The following is a 24963-nucleotide window of genomic DNA, read 5'->3' as shown; positions in this document are numbered from 1 at the left end:
ATTGGACAGGCATGAGCAGCAGGATCTCCCCGGACGAACCGTTCCCCGCCGACCTCGGCCGGCTGCGGGACCAGGAGGTCGAGGTCCTGAACAGCAAGGTCCACCGGGAGATCGAGCACGAGTGGGCGGAGGACGGCGACGTCGATCCCGAGACGGCGTCCCGCAAGGACGAGATCACCGATGAGCTCGACGACCGCGATGCGGGGCCGCGCCTGACACTCGTGCCCCGGCAGGACGACGCCGAGGGCTACGGCGAGGACGAGGGCGCCGGACGCGCGACGGCAGCCCTCGCCGGGAGCCCGAACCCCGCCCGCGGCGGGACGGGCGCCGCCGGCGGGGCGTAGGTCAGGACCGGAGGCCTTCCCCGGGGCAGCAGGAATGCCCTGCGTCCCCGCGGTGTTGTTGCAGGAGTCGAAGCCGTCTCTCGGCTTGACTGGAGTATGCCCTTCGGTTTTCAACGGAGCAGCCAGGGCCCTGACCGCCGTAAGACCTCTGATTGGTGTCCCTTGTCTGTTTCCTCCGTGCCGGTGAAGACCGCCGTGCCCTTCCCCTACATCGGGCTGCTGTCCCTTGCAGGGGCGATCTTCGTCTCCGTGACCAGCGAGTTCCTGCCCACCGGCCTCCTGCCGGCGATGGCCCGCGACCTGAACGTGGGCCTCTCGACGGCCGGCTACCTCGTGACGATCTTCGCGGGGACCGTCGTCGTCGCCACCACGCCCCTGGCCGCCCTGACCCAGCGGTACTCACGCAAGTCACTGATCGTCGTCGTGCTCCTCGTGATCGCCGTGGCGAACATCATCGCGGCGATCGCCCCGACCTACGGCGTCCTGGTCGCAGCGCGTATCCTCGGCGGGCTGGCGCACGGGCTCTTCTGGGCCGTCGTCGCAGCCTACGCCGCGCACCTCGTCCCGGCCCACCAGCTCGGCAAGGCCATCGCCATCACCGCCGGCGGTGGCACGGCGGCGTTCGTCCTCGGCGTCCCGGTCGGGACCGCGATCGGCAACGCCCTCGGCTGGCGTACGGCCTTCACCATCATCGGGGTGGCCGTCGCCGCCCTGGCCCTCGTCATCGTGAAGTTCCTGCCCCCGGTCAACCACCACGGAGAGCGGAAGGCCGGCGAGGAGCATGTCCCGCTGCGCCGGGACCCCAGCTTCAGGGCCGTGATCCTGCTGTGCACCGTCATCCTGATCCTGTTGACCGGGCAGAACACCTTCTACACGTACATCGCCCCCTGGCTGACGGACGTCTCCACCTTCGAGCCCGGGTCGGTCGCCCTCGTCCTGTTCCTCTACGGCGGCGCAGGCATCATCGGTCTCGTGGGGGCCGGTTACGCGGCCGACCGCTTCCCCCGCAAGGCGTTCGCGGGCGTCGTCCTGGTGGTCATGGCAGCAGTCCTCACCCTCGCGCTGGCCACCGCCAATACGGTGGTGGTCCTCATCGCGGTCATCGTCTGGGGCGCCGCGTTCGGCGGCATCCCCGCCCTGCTGCAGACCCGCATGCTCCGGACGGCGTCCTTCCGGACCCGCGACCTCTCCGCTGCCCTGCAGACGACGGCGTTCAACGTCGGCATCGGCGGGGGCGCCCTTCTCGGCGGTCTCCTGCTGGACGGCATCGGTCTCGAGGTGCTCCCGTTCGTCATGATCCTGCTCGTCGCCGTGGGCCTCTCCCTCAGCCTCGCCACCGACACCGCCAAGGACCGCAGGGAGCGGCACCGCCTCCGCGCCGACTGACCTGCCGCAGGCCGCCGGGGATCCGGATCCAGCACGCCGTCCGCCCCGCCCGGGTGGGAACTTCGTCACATCCGGCCGCCGGCACTGGTGGGACGTGCGGGCGCCGAACCTCCGGTGTCAGGGAGCGTCACCGGCCTCGGCGTCGGGACTGTCCGCAACCGTGGGAGATCGCCGCCGTTGCAGGGAAGCAGGCGCATCGGGGGTGTCCGCCCGCAGCCCTGGCCGTGCTCCCGCCACGGAGGGCCGGTCCCGCCGGGGAAGGCCCGGGCAAGCGGGATTTCGGGCTGGAATCCGCCCGGACCCGGCGGCGGGCCGCGCGTACCCTAAGCCCTATGTCTAACTCCACCGAGCCCATTGAAGGATCACCACCCGGCGAGGAGACGCCGTTCGAGGCCCCTCCCGGGGAGGCGGCCGCGAAGGCCGTGCTGGACCGGCCGGTCCTCTTCGTCTCGCTCTCCATCGTCATCCTCCTGATGCTGGCCGCGGTCCTCTTCCCCGGGGCGTTCTCGGACGTGACCTCGTCGATGCTGAAGGGCCTCGTGGCCACCTTCGGCTGGGCCTTCGTCGCCACGGCCACCGGATTCGTGGTCTTCGCCCTCTTCCTCGCGTTCAGCAAGTACGGCCGTATCCCCCTCGGCAGGGACGGCGAGAAGCCCGAGTACTCGAGGGTCTCCTGGATCGCCATGATGTTCAGTGCCGGCATGGGCATCGGGCTCATGTTCTACGGCGTCACCGAGCCCATCTCCCACTACCTCACCCCGCCCCTCGACGGGATTCAGCCCGCGACGCCGGAGGCGGCCCGCCAGGCCATGAACTACACGCTGTTCCACTGGGCCATCCACCCCTGGGCCATCTACGCCGTCGTCGGCCTGGCGCTCGCCTATTCGGCCTTCCGCAAGGGCCGTGGTGCGGGCTTCAGCGGTGCCTTCACCGCCCTGTTCCGCGGCCGTCCCGCGCCGAAGGGCCTGCGCGCCATCGACGTCTTCGCGATCTTCGCGACCCTCTTCGGCTCCGCCACGTCCCTCGGCCTCGGCGTCCTGCAGATCAACGGCGGACTCTCGAAGGTCTTCGGCGTGGGCAGCAGCCTGGGACTGCAGATCACGCTGATCGCCGTCCTCACCGTCTGCTTCGTCCTGTCGGCCGTCAGTGGCGTCAGCCGCGGGATCAAGTGGCTCTCCAACGGCAACATGATCCTCGCCCTCGCCCTGCTGTTCTTCCTGTTCGTCGTGGGGCCCACGGTCTTCATCCTCGAGCTCATCCCGGCCTCGGCGGGCAGCTACCTCATCGGTCTCCCCCAGATGGCCTCACGCACGGGCGCCTTCGGCGGCCACGAATGGCTCGCGGCCTGGACCATCTTCTACTGGGCCTGGTGGGTCTCCTGGACGCCCTTCGTGGGCTCGTTCCTCGCGAAGATCTCCCGCGGACGCACCATCCGCGAGTTCGTCATCGGCGTCGTGGCCGTGCCCAGCGTCATCAGCCTCATCTGGTTCAGTGTCTGGGGCGGTTCGGCCCTGACCCTGCAGGACAACGGGGTCGACATCGCGGCCGCGAACGCGGAGAGCCAGGAATCGGCGATGTTCGCCCTCCTGTCGCAGTACCCGCTGGCGTCCGTCACCTCGATCCTGGTGGTCGTCCTCGTAGCGGTCTTCTTCATCTCGGGCGCCGATGCGTCCTCGATCGTGCTGGGCTCACTGTCCTCCTTCGGTGCTGCCGTTCCGCGCAAGTGGCTCACCATCCTCTGGGGCGCCCTGACGGGCGGGGTGGCCGCCGTCCTGCTCTCGGTGGGAAGCCTCGAGGCGCTGCAGACGCTGACCATCATCGCCGCAGCCCCGTTCCTGCTCGTGATGATCGGACTGTGCGTGGCGCTGATGATGGACCTCTCGAAGGACCCGCTCATCACCGGTGCACGCCGCACCGGATCCCGCGCCGGAGTGCAGACCGGAGTGCGCACCCGTTTGCGCACCGGCTCCCGTACCGGATCCCGCACCGGATCCCGCACCGGACTGCAGATCGGGTTGCGCACCGGAGCGCGCACCGGATCGCGCACCGGATCGCGCACTGCCCGGAGGGCTCCCCAGGCGAAGTCCTGACGCCCCCGAGGGTCGGTGCGGCGGATCCGCGGGGCAGAATGGTGTGATGCGCGCTGTCTGCTTCGATGAGTTCTCCGCCCGCCCTGTCCTCCGGGACGTCCCCGAGCCCCTTCCGTCGCCGGGGGGCGTCGTCGTCCGCGTCGAGGCCACGGGCCTGTGCCGCAGCGACGTGCACGGGTGGCTGGGACACGACGACGGCATCACCCTCCCGCATGTCCCCGGCCACGAGCTGGTGGGCACCATCACCGCGGTCGGCGACGACGTCCGGCTCTTCGCCGTGGGCGACCGCGTCACCACGCCGTTCGTCTGCGCCTGCGGGCGCTGCCCGGAGTGCCTGTCCGGCAATGGGCAGGTGTGCCGCAACCAGACGCAGCCGGGTTTCACGCACTGGGGCTCCTTCGCCGACCTCGTGGCCCTGCACGACGCCGACATCAACCTGATCGCCGTGCCCAGTTCCCTCGACAGCGGGGCCGCCGCGCTGCTCGGCTGCCGGTTCGCGACGTCCTACCGCGGCCTCGTGCACCAGGCGCGCCTCGGAGCCGGCGAGACCCTCGTGGTGGTCGGCTGCGGCGGTGTGGGCCTCAGTGCCGTGATGATCGGTGCGGCCCTGGGCGCGGAGGTGGTCGCCGTCGACATCGACGCCGCCGCGCTGGAGCGGGCCAGGAGGTTCGGCGCCGCCAGGACCGTGAATTCCTCCGGCCTGCCGCGCGACGCCGTGCTCGGGGCCCTGCGCGAGACGGCGCCGTCGGGCTTCGACGTCTCCGTGGACGCCCTCGGCCGCGAGGAGACGGCCGCCGTCGGGATCCTCTCGCTGCGCCCGCGCGGCCGCCACGTCCAGATCGGCCTCTTCCCCTCGGACCCCGTTCTCCCCATGGGCGCGGTCATCGGCAAGGAGCTCTCCGTCCTGGGCAGCCACGGCATGCCGGCGCGGGACTACCCCGGGCTGCTCGACCTGGTGGCGGCGGACCGCCTGCGTCCGCAGGACCTCATCGAACGGACCATCCCCCTGGCGGATGTGCCGGACGCCCTCGTGGCCATGGCGGGCGACCGATCGGCGGGCGGTGTCACCGTCGTCGACCTCCGGTTGTGACAGCCGCGCGGGGGCTGCATTACCGCTTGAGTCTCCCGGGTGGGGATACTGGGGCATGAATGCTTTCTCGCCCACCGCGGAGGCAGCGCACTCCGTCACCCTGCGGTTCCTCGCCTCCCCCACCGACCTCGGCCACAGCGGATCGGTCGACGCCGGCACGGTGCTCGAGTGGGTGGACAAGGCCGCCTACGCCGCCGCCGTCGGCTGGGCGAAGACCTACTGCGTCACCGCCTACGTGGGCAACATCCACTTCGCGGACCCCGTGGTGGTGGGCGACCTCGTGGAGGTCGAGGCCACCATCGTCCACACCGGCACGTCCTCCATGCACATCCGGACCGTCGTCTCGTCAGGGTCCGTCTCGGGGAACGATGGCGGACGGCGCAGCGAATGCCTGGTGATCTTCGTGGCGGTGGGGCCCGATGGGAAACCCGTGCCCGTTCCCGCATTCGAGCCCCGGACCGACGCCGAACGCCTGGACAGCGACCACGCCGTGGCCCGCATCGACGTGCGCAGGGAGATCGTGGAAGAGATGAGCCGCCAGGAGTACACGGACGCCGGGACCGCCGAACGTACCGTCCTCCGGTTCCTCGCCGCACCGACCGACGTCAACTGGGGCGGAAAGGTCCACGGCGGCACGGTCATGGACTGGATCGACGAGGCCGCCTACGTCTGCTCCACGCGCTACTGCGGGCTGGACACCGTCGCGGTCTTCTCCGGCGGCGTGCGGTTCCTGAAGCCGCTGCACATCGGCGATGTCGTCGAGGTGGAAGCCCGCCTGGTCTACACCGGGCACAAAGGGATGCACGTGGCGGTCCACGTCCGCTCCGGCAGCCCGCGGTCGCGGGAGATGGCCCTGACCACCACGTGCCTCACGGTCATGGTGGCGCGCGACGACGAGGGCACGGCTGTCCCGGTCCCGCCCTGGGTACCGCGCTCGGACGAGGACCGGCGCCTCCACGAGCACGCGCGGAACCTGCTGCTCATCCGCAGCCGGGCGCCCGGCAGCATCCTGCCCACCCACCTGCGGCCGGAGGCTTCCGGCGCCGCAGGGAGTGTCAGCCGATCGTCGCCGACCGCGCCGGGACGCTGAGGGTCCTGCCATACGCGGTGACGGAGCGCGTGATGGTCGTGGTGTTGACCGCCACCACCTTCCCGTCGGACAGCCGCACCACATTGACTCCGGCGAACCGAAGCGGCGCCGCCGTGGCGTAGGCACCCGACGTCACCGCCGTGGTTAGCGCGGTGACCTGGGCATCGGTGGAGCTGACCGACGCCGTGGTGACCGTCTCGAGGTTCGCGTCGTCGTCCCAGGCGTTGTCCTGGCAGGTGGGCTCGGCCTGCGAGAGGGTCGCCGTCATCCGGAGGGCGCTGCCCGTGCGGGTCTGCAGCAGGTGTCCCAGCGTCATGCGGTGGTCCAGGGTACGTCGGGTCTTCGCCGCGGCGACCACGGATGACCGGGTGCCGAACCCGTCGCGCAGGCACGGGGCGGAGGTCCCGATGTCGTTGCCCTGGCGGTAGGCGGTCGTCGGCAGTTCGCGCAGCGGCACCGAGTAGTCGTGCTCCACCACGGGCATCCCCGCTGCGGTGATGGCCTGGTACGCCGCGCTCGCCTGGTCCAGGTCGATCGCCGGCAGCGGCCGGCCCGTGCCGGTCGCGACGACGTGCTCGCGGAGTGCGAAGTCGACGGATCGGGTGGCCGCCAGCGTTTTGGCGAGGTTCACCTGGTTGGTCCACGCCGGGTAGACGCCGAGGTTCACGGCGACGGGAACGTCCCGGCCCATGGTGCGCGTGAGCGTCGCGTCGAAGCGCTGCACGGCGGCGATCAGGGCGCGGCCGTAGGCGTCGTCGTCGGGCCAGGGGCCCCACTGCCCGACGTCGACCATGTCCTGGCCGTGGGAGGGGGACATGGACGCGTCGTCGAGGAAGATGCCGTCGAACCGGGCGGGGGCCGCGTCGGTGGTCCCACGCTGCGCATCGGTGCTCAGGAGCGTGTGTGCCGTGGCCGCGCAGGCGTCGGCGTACGCCGGGGAGAGGTCGGCGACCGTCAGGTAGGAGAACCCAGGGTAGCTCGCCAGGCCGTCCTCGTTACGGGCCACCCTGGAGTTCGACGTGGTGACCCCGAACTGCTTCCCGGCGTCGGTCGCGGTGTCGGCGCAGGAGTTCTGGAAGACGCCGTTCCAGGACTCGAAGTCCCTCATCGCACCGATGTTCAGGTAGGCGAGGAAGGTGGTCCCCGGGTTGGCTGCCTTCATGTCGGAGAGCGTGCAGTCCCCGGGGGCATCCGTGGTGGCCATCATCGGATCGACGATGGCCACGGAGACCTTGCCCGTGAGTGCCGCTCCCGGGCAGAGCAGCTGGCCCTGCCGGTAGCCCTGCAGATAGGCGGGCAGTTGCTGCCCCGTGCTCGTGGTCAGGCTGCCGGCACTCGCGGGCGTGGCGAGTGAGCAGACGGCGAAGGCGACAGCGAGTGCCGCGGAAACGAAAGTTGCCCCAGCGGCATTCAGTTTCATACCCACATAATGGGGCACTCCCGGGGACGGTCACCCGCCGCGGTCCTGATCGGGTCGAATCCTGCGGAGAACCTGACAAAAGGGCGGTTCCAGCTTGCGGATGGCTGCCGCAAGCCCGCGGCTGACCGCTGCTCAGTCGGGGCGTCGGTAGAGGACCCCGCGCTGCGGCGGGAGCACCACCGACGATGGAGCAGGCCGGCCGTCGGCGTCCACGAGGCCTGCAGGAATCCGCACCTTGCGGCGCCGCCTGCCGTCCCGGTTGAAGTTCACCGCCGCGAAGCCGCCGTCGAACTCCCGCCACCAGGCGTGGTTCCTGCCCTTGGGCTCCGTGCGCGGGGCGCCGAGCTGCCAGTCGAGCTCCGGGGCGTACTGGGTGCGGCTGTAGTCGTCGTGGGCCGTGGCGGAATAGGCGCCCCTGCCCTCGCCGAAGATCCAGAACGCCGACAGCCCGTACGCGAAGTTGGGGTGGCGGTCGTCGCCGTCGGTGGGCACGCGGAGGATGGAGAGTCCCGGGCCTGCCGCCTGTGCGAGCTGCGCCTCGGCGGTCACCGGATCGAAGAGGTCCACCGGACTGTAGCCGAGCCACACCTCCTCGAAGCCCCCACCGTAGGCGGCGTGGGCCTGCCACCTGCCCGGCTCACGGCGCGACTCGGCGATGTTCGGCACGAGGATCTTCCCGACGCCGTTCAGCGCCGCACCCGCGGCGGCCACGAGGTCGCCGAGCGCGGAGCGGAGCGCGGCCATGTCCGCGGCGCCGGAAATGGGCAGCTGCAGCCCGTAGTAGTCCTCGAAGACGTCGTTGTCCGCCATGACGCCGTCGAACGGTGAATCCCGCAGTTCGGTGACCACGTTGTCCACCCAGCGGCGCTGGTACGCGGGGTCCCAGACGCGCATCTGCCAGTGGCCCGCATAGCGCTCCCACTCGATGCGGCTGCCGTCCAGCCGGGTGGCGAACCAGCCGCCGTCCGTCCCGCTGCCGGCAGGCGCGCCGGCCTGCTTCTCCGCCTCGGCATAGGAGACGCCGGAGGTGTAGACCGGCCCGGGCTCATAGCTCCGCGTCGAGGACAGGCACTTGTAGCAGAGCACCGTCATGTCGGGACGGCGGCGCTTGAGCTCCTCCGCGGCGGCGGTCTCCCAGGGCTGCAGGATCGCCACGCGGTAGTGCTCCGCGGCGAACTCGAGCTGCCCCGGCAGCAGCGGGTCTCCGTACCGGATCCACGCGCCGACCCCGGTCATGAGTCGATCCGGCTGACGTCCTCGAACCGGGCCGTGTCCAGGTCGCGGAGGTCGGTGATGTCACCGACGGTCCGGTAGATCTCGTTGTAGGAGGACATGATCTCGTGCATCTGGAAGAACTCCTGCACGCGGGTCCGGGCGTTGGCCGCGTACTCCGCGTAGAGTGCCCGGTTGCCGATCACGGCGCGGATGTTCTCCGCCATCTGCTCCACGTCGCCGGCGACCACCAGCTCGCCGCAGGAGCCCACGGTCCGGCCGTCGGAGGTGTACAGCTCGTCGCCGATCAGCTGGCGCATGCCGCCGACGTCGGTCCCGACCGTGGGGATGCCTGCGGCCATGGCTTCGAGGACCACGATGGGCTGGCCCTCGTTGTAGCTCGGCAGCACCAGGAGGTCGAACTGGTCGAGCATGTCCCGGACGTTGACCGTCCCGTGGATGGTCACGTGGTCGTGCAGCCCCAGGCTCTCGATCTTGGCCAGGCACGCCTCGTAGTACTCGGGTACGTGCTCGGTGGGGCCGAGGACCTCGAGGTGGAGGTTCGGGAAGCCGTGGCGACGCAGGAGGTCCATGCTCGACAGGAGGTCGAGGAGTCCCTTGATCGGCACGACGCGGGCGATGTAGACGAGGCTCCACGTGTGGTCGTCCCCGTGCTGCTCCAGGTGTTCCTGCGCGGCGAGCCGTGCGCGGTACTTGTCATCGAATTCCTCGATGACCATGGCGTTGGGCACGACGACGGCCTTGTCGATGTCGGTGCCGAGGCGGGCGGCCTCGGTGATCGCCGTCGGGTACAGGTAGGTGATCAGGGCGGCGCTGGGGTAGCAGAAGTGCCCCATCTCGGTCCACCACGCCATCCAGGCCCGCTGCTCGGGGGTGACGTCGAACGTCCGGTAGTCCTCGGAGGTGATCGACAGCGCCATGTTGCGGTCCAGCAGCGTGTTGACGGTGTCGCGCACGTAGAGGTTGTGCTCGGTCAGCAGGAACGACGTCCCGTGGTCCCGCGCGGCGGCGGCACCGAGCAGCGAGGCGTAGCCCGTGGTGTGTGCGTGGTAGACGCGCGCCCTCGGCATCGTGTCCCCGAGGACGGCGTAGGCGAGCGAGAGGAAGTTGCGCAGCGTCCAGAAGGAGTCCGCCAGGGACAGGTCGAGCTGGGGCATGCGCACGGAGAGCGCCTCCATGAACTCGCGCGTCCCCAGCAGGGCCCAGAGCGGATAGGTCCGCGTGCGTTCGTTGAACCCCTCGTCGACGAGTTCCCAGAGCGGCTCCACCTCGCGCCGCTCGGACAGTGCGTAGAGCGCATCGAAGAGCCGGTCGGCGAGCGCCGCGCGCTCCCCCGGGGTCATACCGAGGTCCTTCGCGGACACGGCCATGAAGTCGTGCCGGTGCTCCTGCATGCTCAGGTAGACGGGGCGCACCCAGACCACATTGTCGGGCATCCCGTAGAGGTCCTCATGGGGAGCGTCGGAGTCCCAGGTGATGTGGATGATCCCGTAGGTCAGGTCCGGGTTGTGGGTGACGATGTCGTGCACCACGGCGGAGACGCCGCCCTTGAGGTAGGGGTAGGTGGACTCCATGACGATCGCGACGTCGACGTCCTCGTAGTGGCGCTGCCGTGCGGCCTGGGCCGGAGGGACGACGGCGGCGGGTTGCTCGAGTGCTGCGCGGCGGGCCTTCGGGGTCTTGAACACGTACATCGTTCTTCCTTCGTGGGCTGAAAGCGGGTGGAGACTGGCGGGTGTGCGGCGGTGCTACCAGGACGTGGCGTGGCGCCAGAACAGCGTGTACTCGGGCTGCGACCAGTGGCGCTTGTACAGCACCCACGCGACGACGACGAGCACGAGGTCCGCCACCACGAGGGCTCCGTACGCGAGCGCCGCGCCTGTGGAGGTCTGTGTGGCACCGATCAGCAGGAAGGCGCCGGCACAGAGCGCGAGGTGGATCCCACCGAGCACCTGCGGCACGATCTTCTCGCCGATGTAATCCAGTTCGTAGCTGAGGAGCGTGAGGATCATGAACGCCCAGGATGCGACGCCGACGGAGACCGCGAGCAGCACGTTGGTGGGCTGGATTCCCTCGAGGAGCAGGGAGATGACGAGCGTGAGCACCATGCCGACGGCGCCGGTGCTGAGGACGGCGCGGTCCACGGTCCGGCTCAGTCGCCTGGACCGCGTGGCGAGGACGGTGAGCGGCTCCTCGGCGATCGTCCGGTGCAGGGTGGCGACGGCCTTGTCCACCCGCGGGGCGAGGTTCACGAAGTAGTAGTTGTAGGCGACGACGGCGGGCAGCATCGCGAGGAACACGATCACCACCTGGAAGTCACCGTCCGTGACGAGGAACAGCACGAACTTGTCGGCCCAGAGCACGGCCCCGAGCAGGAGCCCGCGGACGAGGTCCGAGGAGAAGTCCCGCGCGCCGAGGCGCCGGCTGAGGCGGACGGATGCCAGTCCGCGACCCATGGCGGCGATCTGCGTGAGCGCCCCGAGCAGCGGCGGAAGCCACCAGATGGTGGGGGCGACGAAGAGGGCGGCTGCGTAGGCGATCCAGGCGATGGCCCAGAGGCCGCGGCGGTCGCCGACGTTCGCGAGGACGAGGGACTGGACGAAGAGCAGGTGGAGTGCGCAGAGGGCCGCGTAGGTGGCGAGGGCCGTGAAGGACCAGCGGGTGGCAAGCCAGAGCGGGAGGGCGAAGACGACGACGAGCGGCAGCGCCTGCACGAACATCGCCGGCCAGGTGGTGCAGAACCGGCGGGTGATGGCGCCCATGTCCCGTTCCGCCATGAGGTCCCCGATGGCCCGGTAGGCCGGGAGGCAGGCGGCCTGCGCGAGCCACGGCACCGTGATCGAGGAGGCGAGCACCACGAGGGTGAGCTGCACGCCCCCGACGTTGACGGCGGCCATGGCCGGGCTGACCAGCGGGTACACGAGGTTCAGGAGGATCACGGGCGAGAGATACAGCAGGAGCCCGGCACCGGGACGCGCACCGCCGTCGGGTACCACCCGCTCGCCGCTGGAGGCGGCGGGACGCGCGAGCATAAGCAGGGTGACCATGACCAGCAGGACCCCGCCGGCCAGCAGGGCGTAGGACCAGCCGGCGGGAAGGATCGTGTCGGCAAGCGGCACGAGGGCCGTCAGGATGAGCGCGACGACGATGACCAGTGCCCGGCGTCGGGCAATGGAGTCCTGAAGGAGGGACTGCAGAGATGTCATGGGTTTTCCTTGGGCCCGCCGGCGCGGCGGGATGAGCCGGTCGGCGGCCTCGTGTGAGGCGTGAGTGAGACAGTGTGGGACGGGATCTTCCAGCTGAGCTGTAGCCGCGCACCTGGGATGCCAGCAGATGGCAGGTCCGGTCGTTGTCCCGCCCGAAGGGCATGGGTGCGTCGTCGCCGGCTCTGCCAGCGAGCACCTCGATCAAGGTATCGGCCGAAGCCGGGCACGGACACGAGTAGGTCCTACCTACCCGTCCGCCGTTCCACTGCCTTGAGCCGACCTGCCTACGTGAAGGAGGGCCTCGCGCTACTCGCTCGGCAGGGCCCTGACTACTTGGGTCCGCTTATCGGCGCGGTTTCCGGGAGATGTCAGGGAGGCACTGGAGGTGACATATTGCACAAGCGTCCCAACCGTGACAAAGAACACCCCCGGAACGGCAGAGCAGCCGATACGCTTCTGGGCTCGCCGGGTGGGTTCTGCCGGCTCGTCGGATCGGTGCGTCCGAGCGGCCGGAGGACCTGGTCGGGCAGCAGGAACGACCGGCGCAGCATCACGAACCATCAACGAACACGCAACGGTTCGACGACGCCGGCAACGGTTCCATTGCGGCTCTGTCGCCTGCACCCGTTCGGGCTCACCATGGAGCGATCCATTCACGATACGAAGGAGTAACCATGGGTCGCCCAGCAACACCAGTACTGCTGTCATCAGGGGCACTGTGCCTCGCCTTGATCATCTCCGGCTGCGGCTCCCCCGAGGCCGGCGCCGGCACTCCCGAGGCCTCGGACGAAGCCCAGCCCGTCACGGCCACCTCCTCCGGGGAACCGGTGCCGTCCGGGCAGTCGTCCGACCAGCCCTCGGAGCAGCCGACCGGGCAGCCCGGCGGGTCCGGAGCTCCGACCCCGTCACCCGCGGGACCTGTACCGTCCGGGAAGCCGTCGGACCCCGCCGCGGACGGGAACTGGGCGACCTACACGACGTCGGACGGGAGCCTGTCCTTCGACCACCCTGCGGACTGGGACGTCTCCGACGCGCCGGAAGCACCCCCTGAGGGGGTGCTGGTCGTCGTCGACGATGCCTCCGGCCGACGACTCGCAACGCTGCGCACGCACCTCGTGACCGGTGCCGTCTGCCCCGAGGAACTCCCCTACTCGCTCCTCGATTCGGAGGTGCTCCCCGCCCTCACCCAGGACTCCGGAACACCGCGCTTCGTGTTCGAGGGACGGACGGATCCCTCCGTGGCCGATCCGGTGGCCGCCTCCACGCTCGCGTACGGGATCACCTCCGGGCCCGAGCCCACGGGCCCGACAGCGTGCCCCATCGCCCACTTCTTCACGTGGCCGCCGTCGGGGGCTGCCTTCGGAGGGACCTATGACCCCTTCGAGATCTACCCGGGGAAGCCCCAGCACATCGACACCCCGCAGGCCTACATGGAGACGGAGGAGTACCAGGACATCAGGGCGATGATCACGTCGCTGCGGCCGGCCGGTTAACCGTCCTGCCGACGATTCAGCCGGGGAACTGGATGATCAACGGGCGATCGCGGCCGAATGCCGGGCTGCCGGCAGGAGGAATGCGGAGATGGCCGCGGCGATCTTCCTGCCGCCCTGGACCGAGGGCTCGATGGGATTCGCGTAATCGCCGTCGTCGTCGCACACCAGGCGGAGGTCCACGACGGATACGCCCCGTGAGAACGCCGCCCGCGTGATGCAGTCGTTGAAGAACGCGAGCGCCGTGCGGATCACCGCGTAGCCCGGTTCCGAGGACGGTGTGTCGTAGATCGTGCAGACCTCCGTGGGCAGGCCCACCGCCGTGACGGCGTCGATCATGGCGTCGTAGTCCCCTGCGAAGTCCTGCTGGGCGGAGGAGAAGGCGAGCAGCGCGTCGGCGACGCCGCGCACGGGCCGCTGCAGCAGGTGCTGGTAGCCGAGCGCATCGTTCCCGCCGACGCTGACCACGAGGTGCGTGGCGTCCGGCGGCAGTGCGCGCAGCTGGCGTACGACGCCCGAGGTGACGTCCCCGTCCACCGCCAGGAGCGTCGCCTTCCAGCCCTGCGGCAGGGCATCGCGGACCTGCTCGACGACGTCGGGCCCGCCATCGACGTACCGCCCGTTGTCGAAGATGGAATCCCCGAGCAGCACCACGTGTCCCATACGGCCTCCTGGTTGGTCGGTCCCTCCATCGTCGCTGCAGCGCGGCTCGGCCACCACCGCTTGCCGCGGTGGCCGAGGAGGGCAAGATGGAGTAGAAGCCTCCGCCGGCACCTTCGGCGTCGGGACCGATCCGAGAGGAGGACACGTGGGTCCAGCCCTCGTCGTCACCGGACCGCAGGACCTCGTGCCACTCGCCCCTGCTCCGACGGACGGCAGGCGTGTGCTGATCGGGATCGTCGGACCGCCAGGGGCGGGGAAGTCGACGGTGTCCCGCGCCCTCGCCGCGCTCGATCCGGGCACCCGGGCGCACGTGCCCATGGACGGCTTCCACCTGGCGGATGCCGAGCTCGCACGGCAGGGACTGCTGGACCGCAAGGGCGCCCCGGAGACCTTCGACGCGCACGGCTACGCCGCCCTGCTCGCCAGGCTGCGGAGCCGCCCGGACCACCGGGTCTATGCGCCGGCCTTCGAGCGCACCCTCGAGCAACCCCTGGCCAACGCACTCGCGGTGGCTCCCTCAATGTCGCTCGTGGTGACGGAGGGGAACTACCTGCTGCTGGACTGGCCGGGCTGGCGCGAGGCACGCCGGCAGCTCGACGAGGTGTGGTTCGTGGACCTCGACGCCGACGTCCGCCGTCGCCGGCTGATCGACCGGCACGTCCGCTTCGGGAAGTCGCCGGGGGACGCCGAGGATTGGGTGCAGCGCGTGGACGAACCGAACGCCGGCCTTGTCGATGCCACCAGAGGCGCTGCCGACCGCATCCTCGACGTCTCGGGCTGGCGGATCGGCTAGCTGTACTGCCCAGGGACAGCTAGCCCGCCAGGAACCAGTCGCGCGCAGGGTTCCCGACGCCGGGTGCGGCGCGGTCGACGCCGGGCTGTGCCACCCAGTCGACGCCGTTGGCGATCACGCGCTGGACCTGGGGATGGTGGTAGACCGGGTACTCCTGGTCGCCGGGGCTGAAGTAGAAGATCCGGCCCTTGCCGCGCGAGAAGGTCACGCCGGACCGGAACACCTCCCCGCCCTCGAAGGAGCTGATGAAGATCAGATCGTCGGGTTCCGGGATGTCGAAGAGCTCACCGTACATCTCCTGCTCCGGGATGACGATAGGACTCGGAATTCCCGCGGCGATGGGGTGGGACGGCTTGACCGTCCACACGAGCTCGCGTTCGCCGTCGTTCCGCCACTTCAGGGAGCACGTGGTGCCGAGGAGCCGCGTGAGGATCTTCGAGAAATGGCCGGAATGCAGCACCACGAAGCCCATGCCACCGAGGACGTGCCGGTGCACGCGGTCGACGACGTCGTCCGACACCTCTCCGTGGGCGATGTGCCCCCACCAGAGCAGCACATCGGTGCCCGCGAGCCGGTCCTCGGTGAGTCCGTGCTCCGGGTCCGCCAGGGTCGCCGTCGTGATGTCCGAGCCCGGAAAGTAGCGGGCGAGGGATTCCGCGATGGCCCCGTGGATGCCCCGCGGATACATGGCGCCGATGGTCGCGGGTTCATTGCGGGCCTCGTGGACGCCCTCGTTCCACACGACGATGGCGGGCGTGCTGTCGAACACCCTGCCGTTCTCCCTGTCGCTCTTCGTGTCGTTCTCCCTGTCGTGTGCCTCTTCGTGTGCCATCAGAGCTGGACCTCCCGGTGCTGGGCTGCGGATGCGTAGCAGGCGTCGATGATGCGGGCCCGGGCGAGCGCGAGTGAGCCGTCGTGCCTGCCCCACTCGGACTCGCCCGCGCGGATGGCGGCGAGGAAATCGTCGACCACTCCCCGGTGGCCCAGGGGCGCACCGATCTCCGGGACGTAGTCGCCGTCCTCCGTGAACACGTGCAGGGTCTCCACGGCGTCGCCCGCCGCACCGGTCCGGGTCATCTCGGCGCCGCCGTCGGTCCCGTAGACCCGGAAATCCATGAGGTCGTCCGCATCGCGATAGGCGGCCCAGCCGGCCTCGACGAGGAGGGTCGCGCCGCCTTCGAGCCGGAGGAAGGCCGAGGCGAAATCCTCCACCTCGAACGCCGAGCCCGCCGCCTGAGCCCCGTAGGTTCCCCCGCCCCGGCCCCGCGTGCCCAGTTCGGCGTAGGTCGACGCCGAGACGGAGAGGACCGTCGGCTCGCCGAGCAGGTACAGCGCGTAGTCGAGCACATGGACGCCGATGTCCACGAGGGGCCCGCCGCCCGCCATCTCCCGATTGGTGAACCAGCTCCCCAGCGATGGGATGCCGGAGCGGCGGAGCCAGGACGCCTTGGCGTAGTAGGGACGGCCGAGTCCGCCGTCGTCGATGATGCGCTTGAGGGCAGAGATGGCGCCCCGCCGGCGGTGGTTGAACGCGACGTCGAGCACGCGACCGGCTCTGCGTGCCGCGTCCACCATGAGCCGGCCCTCGTCTCCGTTGCGTGCGAGCGGCTTCTCGCTGAGCACATGGAGGCCGCGGTCGAGCGCGGCGACCGTGATCGGTGCGTGGAGGAACGTGGGAACGGCGACACTCACGGCGTCGAGCCCGTCGAGCGCGATGAGGTCCTCCCACCGCGCGACCGCATGCGGGATGCCGTACTCGTCACGGAGCTCGGCGAGGAGTACGGGCTCCATACCGGCCACCCCGACGAGCTCGACGTCCTTCCGGTTCCCGTAGGCCGCGAGGTGCTGGCGTCCGGCCCAGCCGATGCCCACCACGCCCACCCTGAGGCGGCGTTGCCCGTGCGGTACATGCTCGTCCACGGATGCGGTCCTTCGCTCTCGGGTCCGGCGGCTACGGCGTGAGCCCCTCCAGTAGTCCTACCGTCCGTCCGCGGGTGCTGTCCACGAGCCCCTGGAACCGGTGGGGCAGTGGCACGGGGCGGCCGGCCATGCCGACGCCCAGGAGGGGACATGCCCGGAAGTGCATCCCGGGAAGGGTTTCGGCCCCCGCCTCGTTACCGCCTGTACACGCACCGAACGGGTGCCGAACAGGAGGACACCCATGACCATCGTCATCACCGGAGCCACCGGACACCTCGGCCGCAAGGTCGTCGAGCAGCTGCTGGCGCGCGGCGTCGACCCCTCGACCGTCGTGGCGGGCGGCCGCAACGAGGATGCGCTGGGCAAGCTGGCCGCATCCGGCGTCCGCACGGCCCGGATCGACTACGCGGACGCGTCGACCCTCGATGCCGCCTTCGCGGGTGCCGGGAAGATCCTCCTCATCTCCGGCAACGAGGTGGGACAGCGCTCCGTACAGCACAAGGCCGTCATCGACGCCGCCCGCAAAGTGGGCGTGGAACTGGTGTACACGAGCGCGCCGAAGGCCACGACGTCGGACCTCGTCCTGGCACCCGAGCACAAGGCGACCGAGGGGCTCCTCGAGGGTTCCGGCCTCACCTACACCGTGCTGCGCAACAACTGGTACACCGAGAACTACGACGACACGATCCGCCAGGCGGCCTCGACCGGCAGCATCCTCACCAGCACCGGCAGCGGCAGGATCGCGAGCGCGACCCGCCAGGACTACGCCGAGGCCGCCGCCGTCGTGCTGCTGTCCGACGAGTACGCGGGCGAGATCCTCGAACTCGGAGGGGACGAGCCCTGGACCTTCGACGAGCTCGCCGCCACCGTCTCCGAGGTCGCCGGCATCTCCGTCACGGTGAACCAGGTGTCCACCGAGGAGCACATCGCCGCCCTGAAGGATCTCGGGCTGGACGGGGGCACGGCAGGTTTCGTCGCGGCGCTCGATGCGAACATCGCCGCCGGGTTGCTCGCCGAGAGCGACGGCACCCTGTCGCGCATCATCGGCCGGCCCACGACTCCGCTGCGGCAGCACGTCCGCGAGCTCCTCGGCACGTAGCCCGACGGCGCCGCCCGCACCTGCGGCATCGTGCACGCGTTTCGGGTGCGAAGTGCGTGTCGCAGGGCAACACGCCGACGGATCGGGCCACCGGGCCGCACAAGCCGTGCACGACGCCACAGGCCGCCGCCGGCGTCGCGGCTACGACGGCGGGAACGCGGACTGCAGCAGGAAGGAGCACGATGGCCGGCGACCAGGACCTCTCCGTGGGACAACTGGCAGCCCGCAGCGGCATGAGCGTCTCCGCCCTGCATTTCTACGAGCGCCAGGGCCTGATCCGTAGCCGCAGGACCTCGGGCAACCAGCGCCGCTACGACCGGTCGGTCCTGCGCAGGGTCGCCGTCATCGGAGCGGCCCAGCGCGCCGGCATCCCGCTCGCCACCGTCGCACGAGCCTTCGCAGAACTCCCCAGCGACGGCGTGCCCGACCAGGAGGACTGGCAGCGGCTGTCGGCCGCGTGGCAGCAGGAGATCCAGGCGCGCATCGCCCAGCTGGAACACCTGCGGGACAGGCTGGGCGGGTGCATCGGCTGCGGCTGCCTGTCGCTGGCGGCCTGCGGCTTCGTCAATCCGAACGACACGGCAGGCTCCAGGGGCGTCCCGTCGACCCTCCTCGACCCGTGAGAGCCGATTTGACCTCAACCTTCGTTGAGGTTCTAGCGTTGACTGCATGACAGCCCCCACCGGCCACGCCGCCCCTCCCGCGGAACTCTTCAAGGATGCCTTCCGCGCCCATCCGGCCGGTATCGCCGTCATCACCGCCCAGGGTCCGGACGGCCCGGTGGGGCTGACGGCATCCTCCGTGTCGTCGGTCTCGGCAGAGCCGCCCGTCCTCGCCTTCTCCGTGTCGACGGCCTCGTCGTCGGCCGCCGCCCTGGTCCGGGCGGACACCCTCGTGGTGCACCTGCTCGGCGCCGACCAGCTCGCCATCGCCCGCCTCTTCGCCACGCAGGGCACCGACCGTTTCGGGGGCGCCGTGGACTGGCACCCGCTCCCCTCCGGTGAGCCACTCCTGACCGACGCTCCCTGGGCCCTGCGCTGCCGCATCCTGCACCGCCTGCCCGTCGGCGGATCGATGATCCTCGCAGCCGAGGTCCTGTCCATCGAGCAGGGCACACAGGACGACGTCGCGCCACTGGTCTACCACAACCGCTCCTACCACCGGCTGGACGACCGGTCGCTGCTGGGCTGACCCGCCAGGATTCGGCTGCGGACGCTCCTCGCGGAAGGGTTTTCGGGCATGGCCGGGCCTCGCCCCCACCCGACCGCGAGGGCGAAGGGCGCTGGTCCTCCGGCACTTGACCCGGTCGGCGTCCCGCCCTAGGTTGGGCAGGACGTGAGGCGTAGATCACACTCCGCACCCACCGGCGCCACTCCTTCTCGTTCCACCCGGGAGAACCTGCGGCGTCCTGAAAATTGAAGCGCTTCAAAGCTGAAGTGTCAAGGAGGACACATGAAGAATCCCACCCGACGCAGGCCGCTCGCGGTCATCGCCGTCGCGAGCCTGCTCGCGTCAGCCCCGCTCGCGGCAGCCGTGCCGGCAGCGGACGCCACGCCCGGCGCACCCTATCCCGCCGACTGTCCATGGATGGACACCTCGCGCTCCCCGGACGAGCGGGCCCGGATCCTGCTGGATGCGAGCACCCTCGGCCAGAAGTACCGGTGGCTCGTCGAGCAGCCCGCCAATGACCCCGCCACCACCTCGTTCAGCGGCGTGGCCTACGAACCGCAGTTGCCCTGCACGCCGCGGGTCGTCTACACCGACGGCCCGGACGGCGTGCGGTTCACGCAGGGGGTCACGGCCTTCCCTGCGCCCATCGCCCTCGGTGCCAGCTGGAACCGGGACCTCGTGTACGAGAAGAGCGCGGCGCAGGGGTCCGAGGCCTTCGACAAGGGCAAGAACGTGGTCCTCGGCCCCGGGATCGCCAGCGGGCGGACGCCGCTGTCCGGCCGGACCGCCGAGTACTTCGGGGAGGACTCGCTCCTCAGCGGATCGCTCGCCGGTGCTGCCATCCGCGGCATCGAGGAGGGCAATCCCGGCAAGCCCGTACTGTCCAACGTGAAGCACTTCGTGGCGAACGAGCAGGAGCTCTCGAGGAACGCGAGCTCCTCGAACATCGACGAACGGACGCTGCGCGAGGCCTACGACCTGCCCTTCGAGATCGCGATCGCCGAGGGCGGCCCGGAGAGCATCATGTGCTCCTACAACCAGATCAACGGCGTGTACGGATGCGAGAACCCGCTCCTGAAGGACACCCTGCGCTCGAAGCTCGGCTTCGACGGGTACGTCATGTCGGACTTCGGGGCCGTGCACTCCACCGGGGCGTCCATCGACGCCGGGCTGGACCAGGAACTGAACCGGCCCATCTACTTCACCCCGAAGCTGCTCGACCAGGCGCTGGCGAGCGGCGAGATCACGGAGGAGCAGGTCGACGGCGCCGCGTTCAACGTCGTCCGGTCCTACATCCGGGGAGGCCTGTTCGACACCCCGTTGCCGACCCCCGCGACCGCGTCGGTCTCCTCGGCCGAGCACAAGGACATCGCCCGCCGGGCCGTCGAGGAGGGCACAGTGCTCCTCAAGAACGACGGCGTCCTGCCGCTGTCCTCGGAGCCGAAGAGCATCGCCGTCATCGGCCCCACCGCCTCCCGCACCACGACCAACGGCGTCAGCGCCCAGACGACCTGCAGCATGAAGTGGCCCTTCGGCTCGCCGAACACGCTCGACTGCTCGCAGGTCGTTTCGATCGAGGACGCGCTCCGCGAGCGGGCGGCGACCGAAGGGTCGACCGTCGTCTTCAACGACGGGTCGGACCCGGCGGCAGCCGCAGCGGTGGCCGCGCAGGCGGATGTCACCGTCGTCGTCGGGTACTACACCTCCGGCGAGTTCAACGACCTGGCGGATCTCCGGCTCGACGGCAACGGCGACGCGCTCGTCCAGGCCGTTGCGGCAGCCAGCCCCGCGACCGTCGCCGTCCTCCAGACGGGCAGCGCGGTGGAGATGCCGTGGCTGGACGACGCGGAAGCCGTCCTGGAGACCTGGTACGCCGGCGAACAGCAGGGACCCGCACTCGCCAACCTCCTCTGGGGGGACGTCAACCCGTCCGGGAAACTGCCGATGACGTTCCCGGCGTCGCTCGCCGACACCCCCACGCGCACCGCCGAGCAGTACCCCGGCGTCTACTCGAACGGCACCACGACGGCGCCCGCCGGCTCGCGGGAGATCCGCCAGGTGAACTACACCGAGGGCCTTGCCATCGGGCACAAGTGGTACGACGCGCAGGGCATCGATCCGCTCTTCGCCTTCGGGCACGGCCTGTCCTACACGGACTTCGACTACCGGAACCTGCGGGTCAGGCCCGTGGTGGACAGGAAGACCGGGACCACGTCGCTGGACATCACGTTCCAGATCACGAACACCGGATCCGTGGCGGGAGCCGAGGTGGGCCAGGTCTACCTGACGCTGCCGGAAGCCTCCGACGAGCCCGGCAAGCGCCTGATGGGCTTCGAGAAGGTGACGCTGAAGCCTCATCAGACGACGCAGGTGCACGTCGTCGTGGATGCCGCAGGTCCTGACCATCCCCTGTCGGTGTGGGACGCCACCCGGGACACGTGGACCGTGCCCGGCGGGACGTTCGGCGTCGAGGTGGGCGGCTCCTCGCAGGAGCTGCCGCTGCGCTCCGCGCTGACCCTTCGCTGAACCCCGGCTGACCACCCCGAGCAAGGCCCCGCGCGTCACCCGTGACGGGCGGGGCCTTGCTGCGTGCGCGGCCGGCCCCCTCCCCGCCGCTGATCGCCCGTCAGGAGTGCTCCCTCCGGAGTCCGGTGTGACAGTTGACACACTCCACCGACGGCCCTACTCTCGGTTATTGAAACGCTTCAAAAACGGGGCGCACACTTTCAAGGAGGAAAACGTGGCCACCATGCGGACCAAGAACCGGATGCTGCTTCTGGGCGTAGGACTCAGCACCGCATCGCTCCTGCTGACCGCTTGCGGCGCAGGCAGCTCGGACAACGGCGGGGGCGGCGGTGAGGCAACGGCCGGAGAGTTCTCCTTCCTCACGAACGTCGAGAACACCACGATTTCCACCGAGCTGGAGACCCTGGCCGGCGACCAGTGCAAGACCGCCGCCGATGCCATGCCACTCAAGGTGGACACCGTCCCCCAGACCAACCTGGACCAGCAGCTCCAGCTGCTCGCCGGACAGGATGCCCTGCCGGTGCAGTTCGCGGCCGGCAACGCCCCCGCACTGACGAAGGAACTGGCGGCATCGGGGAACGTCCTCGACCTTGAGGCAACCCTGACCGACCTGGACGTCCTCGACCAGGTGGAGCCCGCGGCGATCGACACGATCAAGGCCCTGTACGGAGGCTTCAACGTGCTGCCCTACCAGTACAACGTCGAGGGCATCTGGTACAACAAGCAGCTCTTCGCGGACAACGGCATCGAGGTCCCGCAGACCTGGGACGACTTCACTGCGGCCGCCGAGACGCTCAACACCGCCGGCGTCACGCCTCTCTCCGCATCGGGAGAGCAGGGCTGGCCGCTCACCCGCCTCATCAGCGGCTACCTCTTCAGCAACCTCGGCAAGGACGCGCTGCAGAAGGTCGCCGACGGCGAAGCCAAGCTCACCGACCCCGAGTACGTCGAAGCCGCGGCTGCCGTCGCGGACCTCGGCCAGAAGGGCTACTTCGGCGAGGGTGTCGGGTCGATCGACTACGACACCGCCATCAACCAGTTCCTCAACGGCAAGGCCGGCATGCTCTACATGGGCAGCTGGGTGCTCGCCAACTTCAACGACGAGGCAGCCAACCAGATCGGCACGGAGAACATCGGCTTCATGCCGTTCCCCAAGGTCGAGGGCGGCGCCGGGATCGACAACCAGTACGCGGCCAACGTGGGCCTGCCCATGGCCATCTCGCAGAAGGCCTACAACGAGCAGACCGGCGAGTGGCTGAAGTGCATCACCGAGAACTACGGCAGCTCGGCCCTCGAGAACCAGGGCTCGATCTCGGGCTTCAAGGTCAACGAGGAGGTCGACGTCGACCCGCTCACGCAGACCGTCCAGGAGACCATCTCCTCGACCGACGAGAGCGTCCTCTGGTTCGAGGCCCTCTTCGGCACCCAGGCGACGACGGCGAGCCAGACCAACGCCGCGCCGCTGGTGACGGGGAGCATGAGCCCCGAGCAGTTCATGGAGACCGTGCAGTCCGCCCTCAAGTAGGGCCGCCCGCGCCGGGGAGGAGGAGACGGACTCCTCCCCGGCGCACCCCTCACCGCGTCCCCCGCGACGCGGGTCACAAGACGTAGACAAAGGACCACCATGCAGTCAGTACTGGGCGACAAGAAAGCCCTCGCCATCCTCCTGGGCCCAGCACTGCTGGTGTATTCCCTGGTGATGCTCGTCCCCATCATCTGGTCGATGGGCTACACGTTCTTCAGCGGCAACGCGATCTCCGGCTTCACCTTCGCCGGCACGGACAACCTCACCCGGCTGTTCACCGACCCCGAGGTCCGCACGGCCCTCTCCTTTACGGTCCGGTACGCCATCGTCATCACGGTCGGCCAGATCGTCATGGGCTACCTGCTCTCGCTGATGTACGTGTTCATCCTGAAGAAGTCCTCGAACATCATCCGCACCCTCGTGTTCTTCCCCGTGGTCCTGCCGACCGTCGCCGTCGCACTCCTCTTCCAGAAGATGTTCGAGATCGCCCCGCAGAACGGGCTCGTGAACAGCCTGCTCAACGGGGTGGGCGTCGAATCCGTCGACTGGTTCGGCAACGCCTCCAGCGCCTTCTGGGTCATCGTCCTCATGGACATCTGGCGCTCCATGGGCTTCTACGCCGTCCTGCTCTACGCGGGCCTCGTTGACATCCCGGAGGACATGCTCGAATCGGCCCGACTCGACGGCGCCACCGGCTGGCGGCTCATTCGGAGCATCGTGCTGCCGCTGTCCATGCCCGTCCTGCTGTCCTCGATCATCTTCAGCATCAACGGCACCCTCAAGGTCTTCGATTCCATCGTGGCCCTGACCAACGGCGGCCCGGGTTCCTCGACCACCCCCCTGACGCTGTACATGTTCCGCACATCCTTCGCCTTCGGCGACTACGGGTACGGCAGCTCGATCGCCCTGCTGCTGACGCTGCTGTGCCTCATCGTCACCATATTCATCTTCCGGTCCTCGCGCCGCGACCTCACCAAGGACTGAGCCATGAGCACCCAGGTACCCGCCCGCAAGGCCCCGCTCCAGGCGATGCAGCGCCAGGAGCCCCGCCGCTCCCGCTCCCGCGCCGGCAAGCGCCTCGCCAGGCTTCCCATCCACCTGCTGATCGCCCTCCTGCTCGTCGTCGAGCTCTACCCGCTGCTGTGGCTGGTGCTCGGTTCGTTCAAGACGCAGCAGGAGTTCCTCAACGACCCCGTCTGGGCCCTGCCCGGGTCCCTGAACTTCGACAACTACATCGAGGCCTGGACCACCGGCAACATCGCGGTCTTCGTGGCCAACTCGCTCATGGCCACCCTGCCGTCGCTGGCCCTGATCATCGTCCTCGGCGTGGCCGCCGGGTTCGCGCTCGAGGTCATGGTGTGGAAGGGACGCAATGGCGTCCTGCTGATCTTCCTGACCGGCATCATGGTGCCGGGCCAGATGATCCTGCTCCCCCTCTTCTCGGCCTACTTCAAGACCGGGCTGACCGGGACGCTGTGGCCGCTCATCATCACCTACACCGCCACCGGCCTCCCGCTCACGGTGTTCATGATGGCCACGTACTTCCGCGCCGTGCCGCGTGAGGTGTTCGAGGCGTCGACGCTGGACGGCGCGAGCATCATCCGGTCCTTCCTCTCGATCGGATTCCCGATGGTCCGCAACGCGGTGTTCACCGTGGCGCTCGTCCAGTTCTTCTTCATCTGGAACGACCTCCTGATCGCCCTGACGTTCGCGAACAACAGCGACCTCAGCACCATCCAGGTCGGCCTGCTCAACTTCACCGGACAGTTCGGGGCGGTGCAGTACGGCCCGCTGTTCGCGGCCATCTGCATCAACGTCTTCGGGACCCTGGCCATCTACCTCTTCCTCAACCAGCGCGTGATGAAGGGCCTGGCCGCCGGCTCCGTCAAGGGCTGAGTGCCCGCCCCCGTGACACCGC

The 24963-nt window shown here is 69.5% G+C and carries 21 protein-coding genes and 1 pseudogene; 14 read left to right on the top strand and 8 right to left on the bottom strand.

Annotation, left to right across the window (positions count from 1 at the left end):
- The first annotated feature begins 11 nt into the window (after positions 1-11).
- From ACX80I_RS16235 to ACX80I_RS16215, 5 genes are all read left to right on the top strand, one after another.
- Positions 12-344 (top strand): hypothetical protein, encoded by a 333-nt coding sequence (locus ACX80I_RS16235; RefSeq protein ID WP_459346145.1) that lies wholly within the window; start codon positions 12-14, stop codon positions 342-344.
- A gap of 177 nt (positions 345-521) precedes the next feature.
- Complete coding sequence (locus tag ACX80I_RS16230) at positions 522-1730, top strand: MFS transporter (RefSeq protein ID WP_459346144.1); 1209 nt, start codon at positions 522-524, stop codon at positions 1728-1730.
- Positions 1731-2062: 332 nt separating this feature from the next.
- Positions 2063-3820: a BCCT family transporter gene (locus ACX80I_RS16225; protein ID WP_459346143.1), complete on the top strand. Its 1758-nt coding sequence runs from the start codon at positions 2063-2065 to the stop codon at positions 3818-3820.
- A 46-nt stretch (positions 3821-3866) separates the two neighbouring features.
- Positions 3867-4910: an alcohol dehydrogenase catalytic domain-containing protein gene (locus ACX80I_RS16220; RefSeq protein ID WP_459346142.1), complete on the top strand. Its 1044-nt coding sequence runs from the start codon at positions 3867-3869 to the stop codon at positions 4908-4910.
- 55 nt (positions 4911-4965) lie between these two features.
- Entirely contained in the window at positions 4966-6000 is a 1035-nt protein-coding gene (locus tag ACX80I_RS16215; RefSeq protein ID WP_459346141.1) for an acyl-CoA thioesterase, read from the top strand.
- On the opposite strand, the gene ACX80I_RS16210 is transcribed toward ACX80I_RS16215, so the two are convergent.
- The 4 genes from ACX80I_RS16210 to ACX80I_RS16195 all read right to left on the bottom strand — a co-directional run bounded on the left by ACX80I_RS16210 (position 5966) and on the right by ACX80I_RS16195 (position 11859).
- Complete coding sequence (locus ACX80I_RS16210; protein WP_459346140.1) at positions 5966-7420, bottom strand: hypothetical protein; 1455 nt, start codon at positions 7418-7420, stop codon at positions 5966-5968. The two genes, ACX80I_RS16215 and ACX80I_RS16210, sit on opposite strands and share 35 nt — an antisense overlap.
- Before the next feature lie 132 nt (positions 7421-7552).
- Positions 7553-8656: a putative glycoside hydrolase gene (locus tag ACX80I_RS16205; RefSeq protein WP_459346139.1), complete on the bottom strand. Its 1104-nt coding sequence runs from the start codon at positions 8654-8656 to the stop codon at positions 7553-7555.
- The gene (gene pelF, locus ACX80I_RS16200) at positions 8653-10347 is read right to left on the bottom strand and encodes a GT4 family glycosyltransferase PelF (RefSeq protein ID WP_459346138.1); all 1695 of its coding nucleotides are present in this window, start codon (positions 10345-10347) and stop codon (positions 8653-8655) included. The genes ACX80I_RS16205 and pelF overlap by 4 nt, the downstream gene beginning before the upstream one ends.
- A gap of 54 nt (positions 10348-10401) precedes the next feature.
- Positions 10402-11859 carry a hypothetical protein gene (locus tag ACX80I_RS16195; RefSeq protein ID WP_459346137.1) on the bottom strand — a complete coding sequence of 486 codons (1458 nt, stop codon included), beginning with the start codon at positions 11857-11859 and terminating at the stop codon, positions 10402-10404.
- Between the two features lie 674 nt (positions 11860-12533).
- Here ACX80I_RS16195 and ACX80I_RS16190 point away from each other — a divergent pair.
- Entirely contained in the window at positions 12534-13352 is an 819-nt protein-coding gene (locus ACX80I_RS16190) for a hypothetical protein (RefSeq protein ID WP_459346136.1), read from the top strand.
- A gap of 36 nt (positions 13353-13388) precedes the next feature.
- Here the strand turns inward: ACX80I_RS16190 and ACX80I_RS16185 are convergent, their stop codons facing one another.
- Positions 13389-14012 (bottom strand): SGNH/GDSL hydrolase family protein, encoded by a 624-nt coding sequence (locus ACX80I_RS16185; RefSeq protein ID WP_459346135.1) that lies wholly within the window; start codon positions 14010-14012, stop codon positions 13389-13391.
- A 145-nt stretch (positions 14013-14157) separates the two neighbouring features.
- On the opposite strand from ACX80I_RS16185, the gene ACX80I_RS16180 reads away from it, so the two are divergent.
- Positions 14158-14805 carry a nucleoside/nucleotide kinase family protein gene (locus ACX80I_RS16180; protein WP_459346134.1) on the top strand — a complete coding sequence of 216 codons (648 nt, stop codon included), beginning with the start codon at positions 14158-14160 and terminating at the stop codon, positions 14803-14805.
- A gap of 19 nt (positions 14806-14824) precedes the next feature.
- Here ACX80I_RS16180 and ACX80I_RS16175 read toward each other — a convergent pair whose 3' ends face one another.
- The 3 genes and pseudogenes from ACX80I_RS16175 to ACX80I_RS17295 form a co-directional block, all read right to left on the bottom strand.
- Positions 14825-15637 carry a ThuA domain-containing protein gene (locus tag ACX80I_RS16175; RefSeq protein WP_459346133.1) on the bottom strand — a complete coding sequence of 271 codons (813 nt, stop codon included), beginning with the start codon at positions 15635-15637 and terminating at the stop codon, positions 14825-14827.
- A complete protein-coding gene (locus tag ACX80I_RS16170; protein WP_525929869.1) occupies positions 15637-16380 on the bottom strand; it encodes a Gfo/Idh/MocA family protein in 744 nt (247 codons plus the stop codon). The genes ACX80I_RS16175 and ACX80I_RS16170 overlap by 1 nt, the downstream gene beginning before the upstream one ends.
- 12 nt (positions 16381-16392) lie before the next feature.
- Positions 16393-16677: pseudogene (locus tag ACX80I_RS17295) on the bottom strand (Gfo/Idh/MocA family protein); the annotation flags it as partial.
- A gap of 289 nt (positions 16678-16966) precedes the next feature.
- On the opposite strand from ACX80I_RS17295, the gene ACX80I_RS16165 reads away from it, so the two are divergent.
- The 7 genes from ACX80I_RS16165 (at position 16967) to ACX80I_RS16135 (ending at position 24941) form a co-directional block, all read left to right on the top strand.
- Positions 16967-17824 carry an SDR family oxidoreductase gene (locus ACX80I_RS16165; RefSeq protein WP_459346131.1) on the top strand — a complete coding sequence of 286 codons (858 nt, stop codon included), beginning with the start codon at positions 16967-16969 and terminating at the stop codon, positions 17822-17824.
- A 182-nt stretch (positions 17825-18006) separates the two neighbouring features.
- Positions 18007-18447, top strand: coding sequence for a redox-sensitive transcriptional activator SoxR (gene soxR / locus ACX80I_RS16160; protein WP_459346130.1), 441 nt, complete (start codon positions 18007-18009; stop codon positions 18445-18447).
- A gap of 46 nt (positions 18448-18493) precedes the next feature.
- Positions 18494-19015 carry a flavin reductase family protein gene (locus ACX80I_RS16155; RefSeq protein ID WP_459346129.1) on the top strand — a complete coding sequence of 174 codons (522 nt, stop codon included), beginning with the start codon at positions 18494-18496 and terminating at the stop codon, positions 19013-19015.
- Positions 19016-19276: 261 nt separating this feature from the next.
- On the top strand, positions 19277-21520 hold the full coding sequence (locus tag ACX80I_RS16150; RefSeq protein ID WP_459346128.1) for a beta-glucosidase: 2244 nt from the start codon (positions 19277-19279) through the stop codon (positions 21518-21520).
- Between the two features lie 223 nt (positions 21521-21743).
- Positions 21744-23045, top strand: a complete 1302-nt coding sequence (locus ACX80I_RS16145) for an ABC transporter substrate-binding protein (RefSeq protein ID WP_459346170.1) — start codon at positions 21744-21746, stop codon at positions 23043-23045.
- Between the two features lie 99 nt (positions 23046-23144).
- Positions 23145-24029, top strand: coding sequence for a carbohydrate ABC transporter permease (locus ACX80I_RS16140; protein WP_459346127.1), 885 nt, complete (start codon positions 23145-23147; stop codon positions 24027-24029).
- Positions 24030-24032: 3 nt separating this feature from the next.
- Positions 24033-24941: a carbohydrate ABC transporter permease gene (locus tag ACX80I_RS16135; RefSeq protein ID WP_459346126.1), complete on the top strand. Its 909-nt coding sequence runs from the start codon at positions 24033-24035 to the stop codon at positions 24939-24941.
- Positions 24942-24963: the final 22 nt, after the last annotated feature.

The organism is Arthrobacter rhamnosi (genome assembly GCF_054510855.1).
The sequence above is the reverse complement of the archived record's forward strand: the minus strand, read 5'-3'. Positions and strand labels throughout refer to the sequence as shown.

What these genes read in the sequence shown, in the direction of transcription:
- ACX80I_RS16235 (WP_459346145.1), top strand. Translation starts at nt 12, where the DNA reads ATGAGCAGCAGGATCTCCCCGGACGAACCGTTCCCCGCCGACCTCGGC.
- ACX80I_RS16225 (WP_459346143.1), top strand. Translation starts at nt 2,063, where the DNA reads ATGTCTAACTCCACCGAGCCCATTGAAGGATCACCACCCGGCGAGGAG.
- ACX80I_RS16220 (WP_459346142.1), top strand. Translation starts at nt 3,867, where the DNA reads ATGCGCGCTGTCTGCTTCGATGAGTTCTCCGCCCGCCCTGTCCTCCGG.
- ACX80I_RS16215 (WP_459346141.1), top strand. Translation starts at nt 4,966, where the DNA reads ATGAATGCTTTCTCGCCCACCGCGGAGGCAGCGCACTCCGTCACCCTG.
- ACX80I_RS16210 (WP_459346140.1), bottom strand. Translation starts at nt 7,420, where the DNA reads ATGAAACTGAATGCCGCTGGGGCAACTTTCGTTTCCGCGGCACTCGCT.
- ACX80I_RS16205 (WP_459346139.1), bottom strand. Translation starts at nt 8,656, where the DNA reads ATGACCGGGGTCGGCGCGTGGATCCGGTACGGAGACCCGCTGCTGCCG.
- pelF (WP_459346138.1), bottom strand. Translation starts at nt 10,347, where the DNA reads ATGTACGTGTTCAAGACCCCGAAGGCCCGCCGCGCAGCACTCGAGCAA.
- ACX80I_RS16195 (WP_459346137.1), bottom strand. Translation starts at nt 11,859, where the DNA reads ATGACATCTCTGCAGTCCCTCCTTCAGGACTCCATTGCCCGACGCCGG.
- ACX80I_RS16190 (WP_459346136.1), top strand. Translation starts at nt 12,534, where the DNA reads ATGGGTCGCCCAGCAACACCAGTACTGCTGTCATCAGGGGCACTGTGC.
- ACX80I_RS16185 (WP_459346135.1), bottom strand. Translation starts at nt 14,012, where the DNA reads ATGGGACACGTGGTGCTGCTCGGGGATTCCATCTTCGACAACGGGCGG.
- ACX80I_RS16175 (WP_459346133.1), bottom strand. Translation starts at nt 15,637, where the DNA reads ATGGCACACGAAGAGGCACACGACAGGGAGAACGACACGAAGAGCGAC.
- ACX80I_RS16170 (WP_525929869.1), bottom strand. Translation starts at nt 16,380, where the DNA reads ATGGTGGACGCGGCACGCAGAGCCGGTCGCGTGCTCGACGTCGCGTTC.
- ACX80I_RS16165 (WP_459346131.1), top strand. Translation starts at nt 16,967, where the DNA reads ATGACCATCGTCATCACCGGAGCCACCGGACACCTCGGCCGCAAGGTC.
- soxR (WP_459346130.1), top strand. Translation starts at nt 18,007, where the DNA reads ATGGCCGGCGACCAGGACCTCTCCGTGGGACAACTGGCAGCCCGCAGC.
- ACX80I_RS16155 (WP_459346129.1), top strand. Translation starts at nt 18,494, where the DNA reads ATGACAGCCCCCACCGGCCACGCCGCCCCTCCCGCGGAACTCTTCAAG.
- ACX80I_RS16150 (WP_459346128.1), top strand. Translation starts at nt 19,277, where the DNA reads ATGAAGAATCCCACCCGACGCAGGCCGCTCGCGGTCATCGCCGTCGCG.
- ACX80I_RS16145 (WP_459346170.1), top strand. Translation starts at nt 21,744, where the DNA reads ATGCGGACCAAGAACCGGATGCTGCTTCTGGGCGTAGGACTCAGCACC.
- ACX80I_RS16140 (WP_459346127.1), top strand. Translation starts at nt 23,145, where the DNA reads ATGCAGTCAGTACTGGGCGACAAGAAAGCCCTCGCCATCCTCCTGGGC.
- ACX80I_RS16135 (WP_459346126.1), top strand. Translation starts at nt 24,033, where the DNA reads ATGAGCACCCAGGTACCCGCCCGCAAGGCCCCGCTCCAGGCGATGCAG.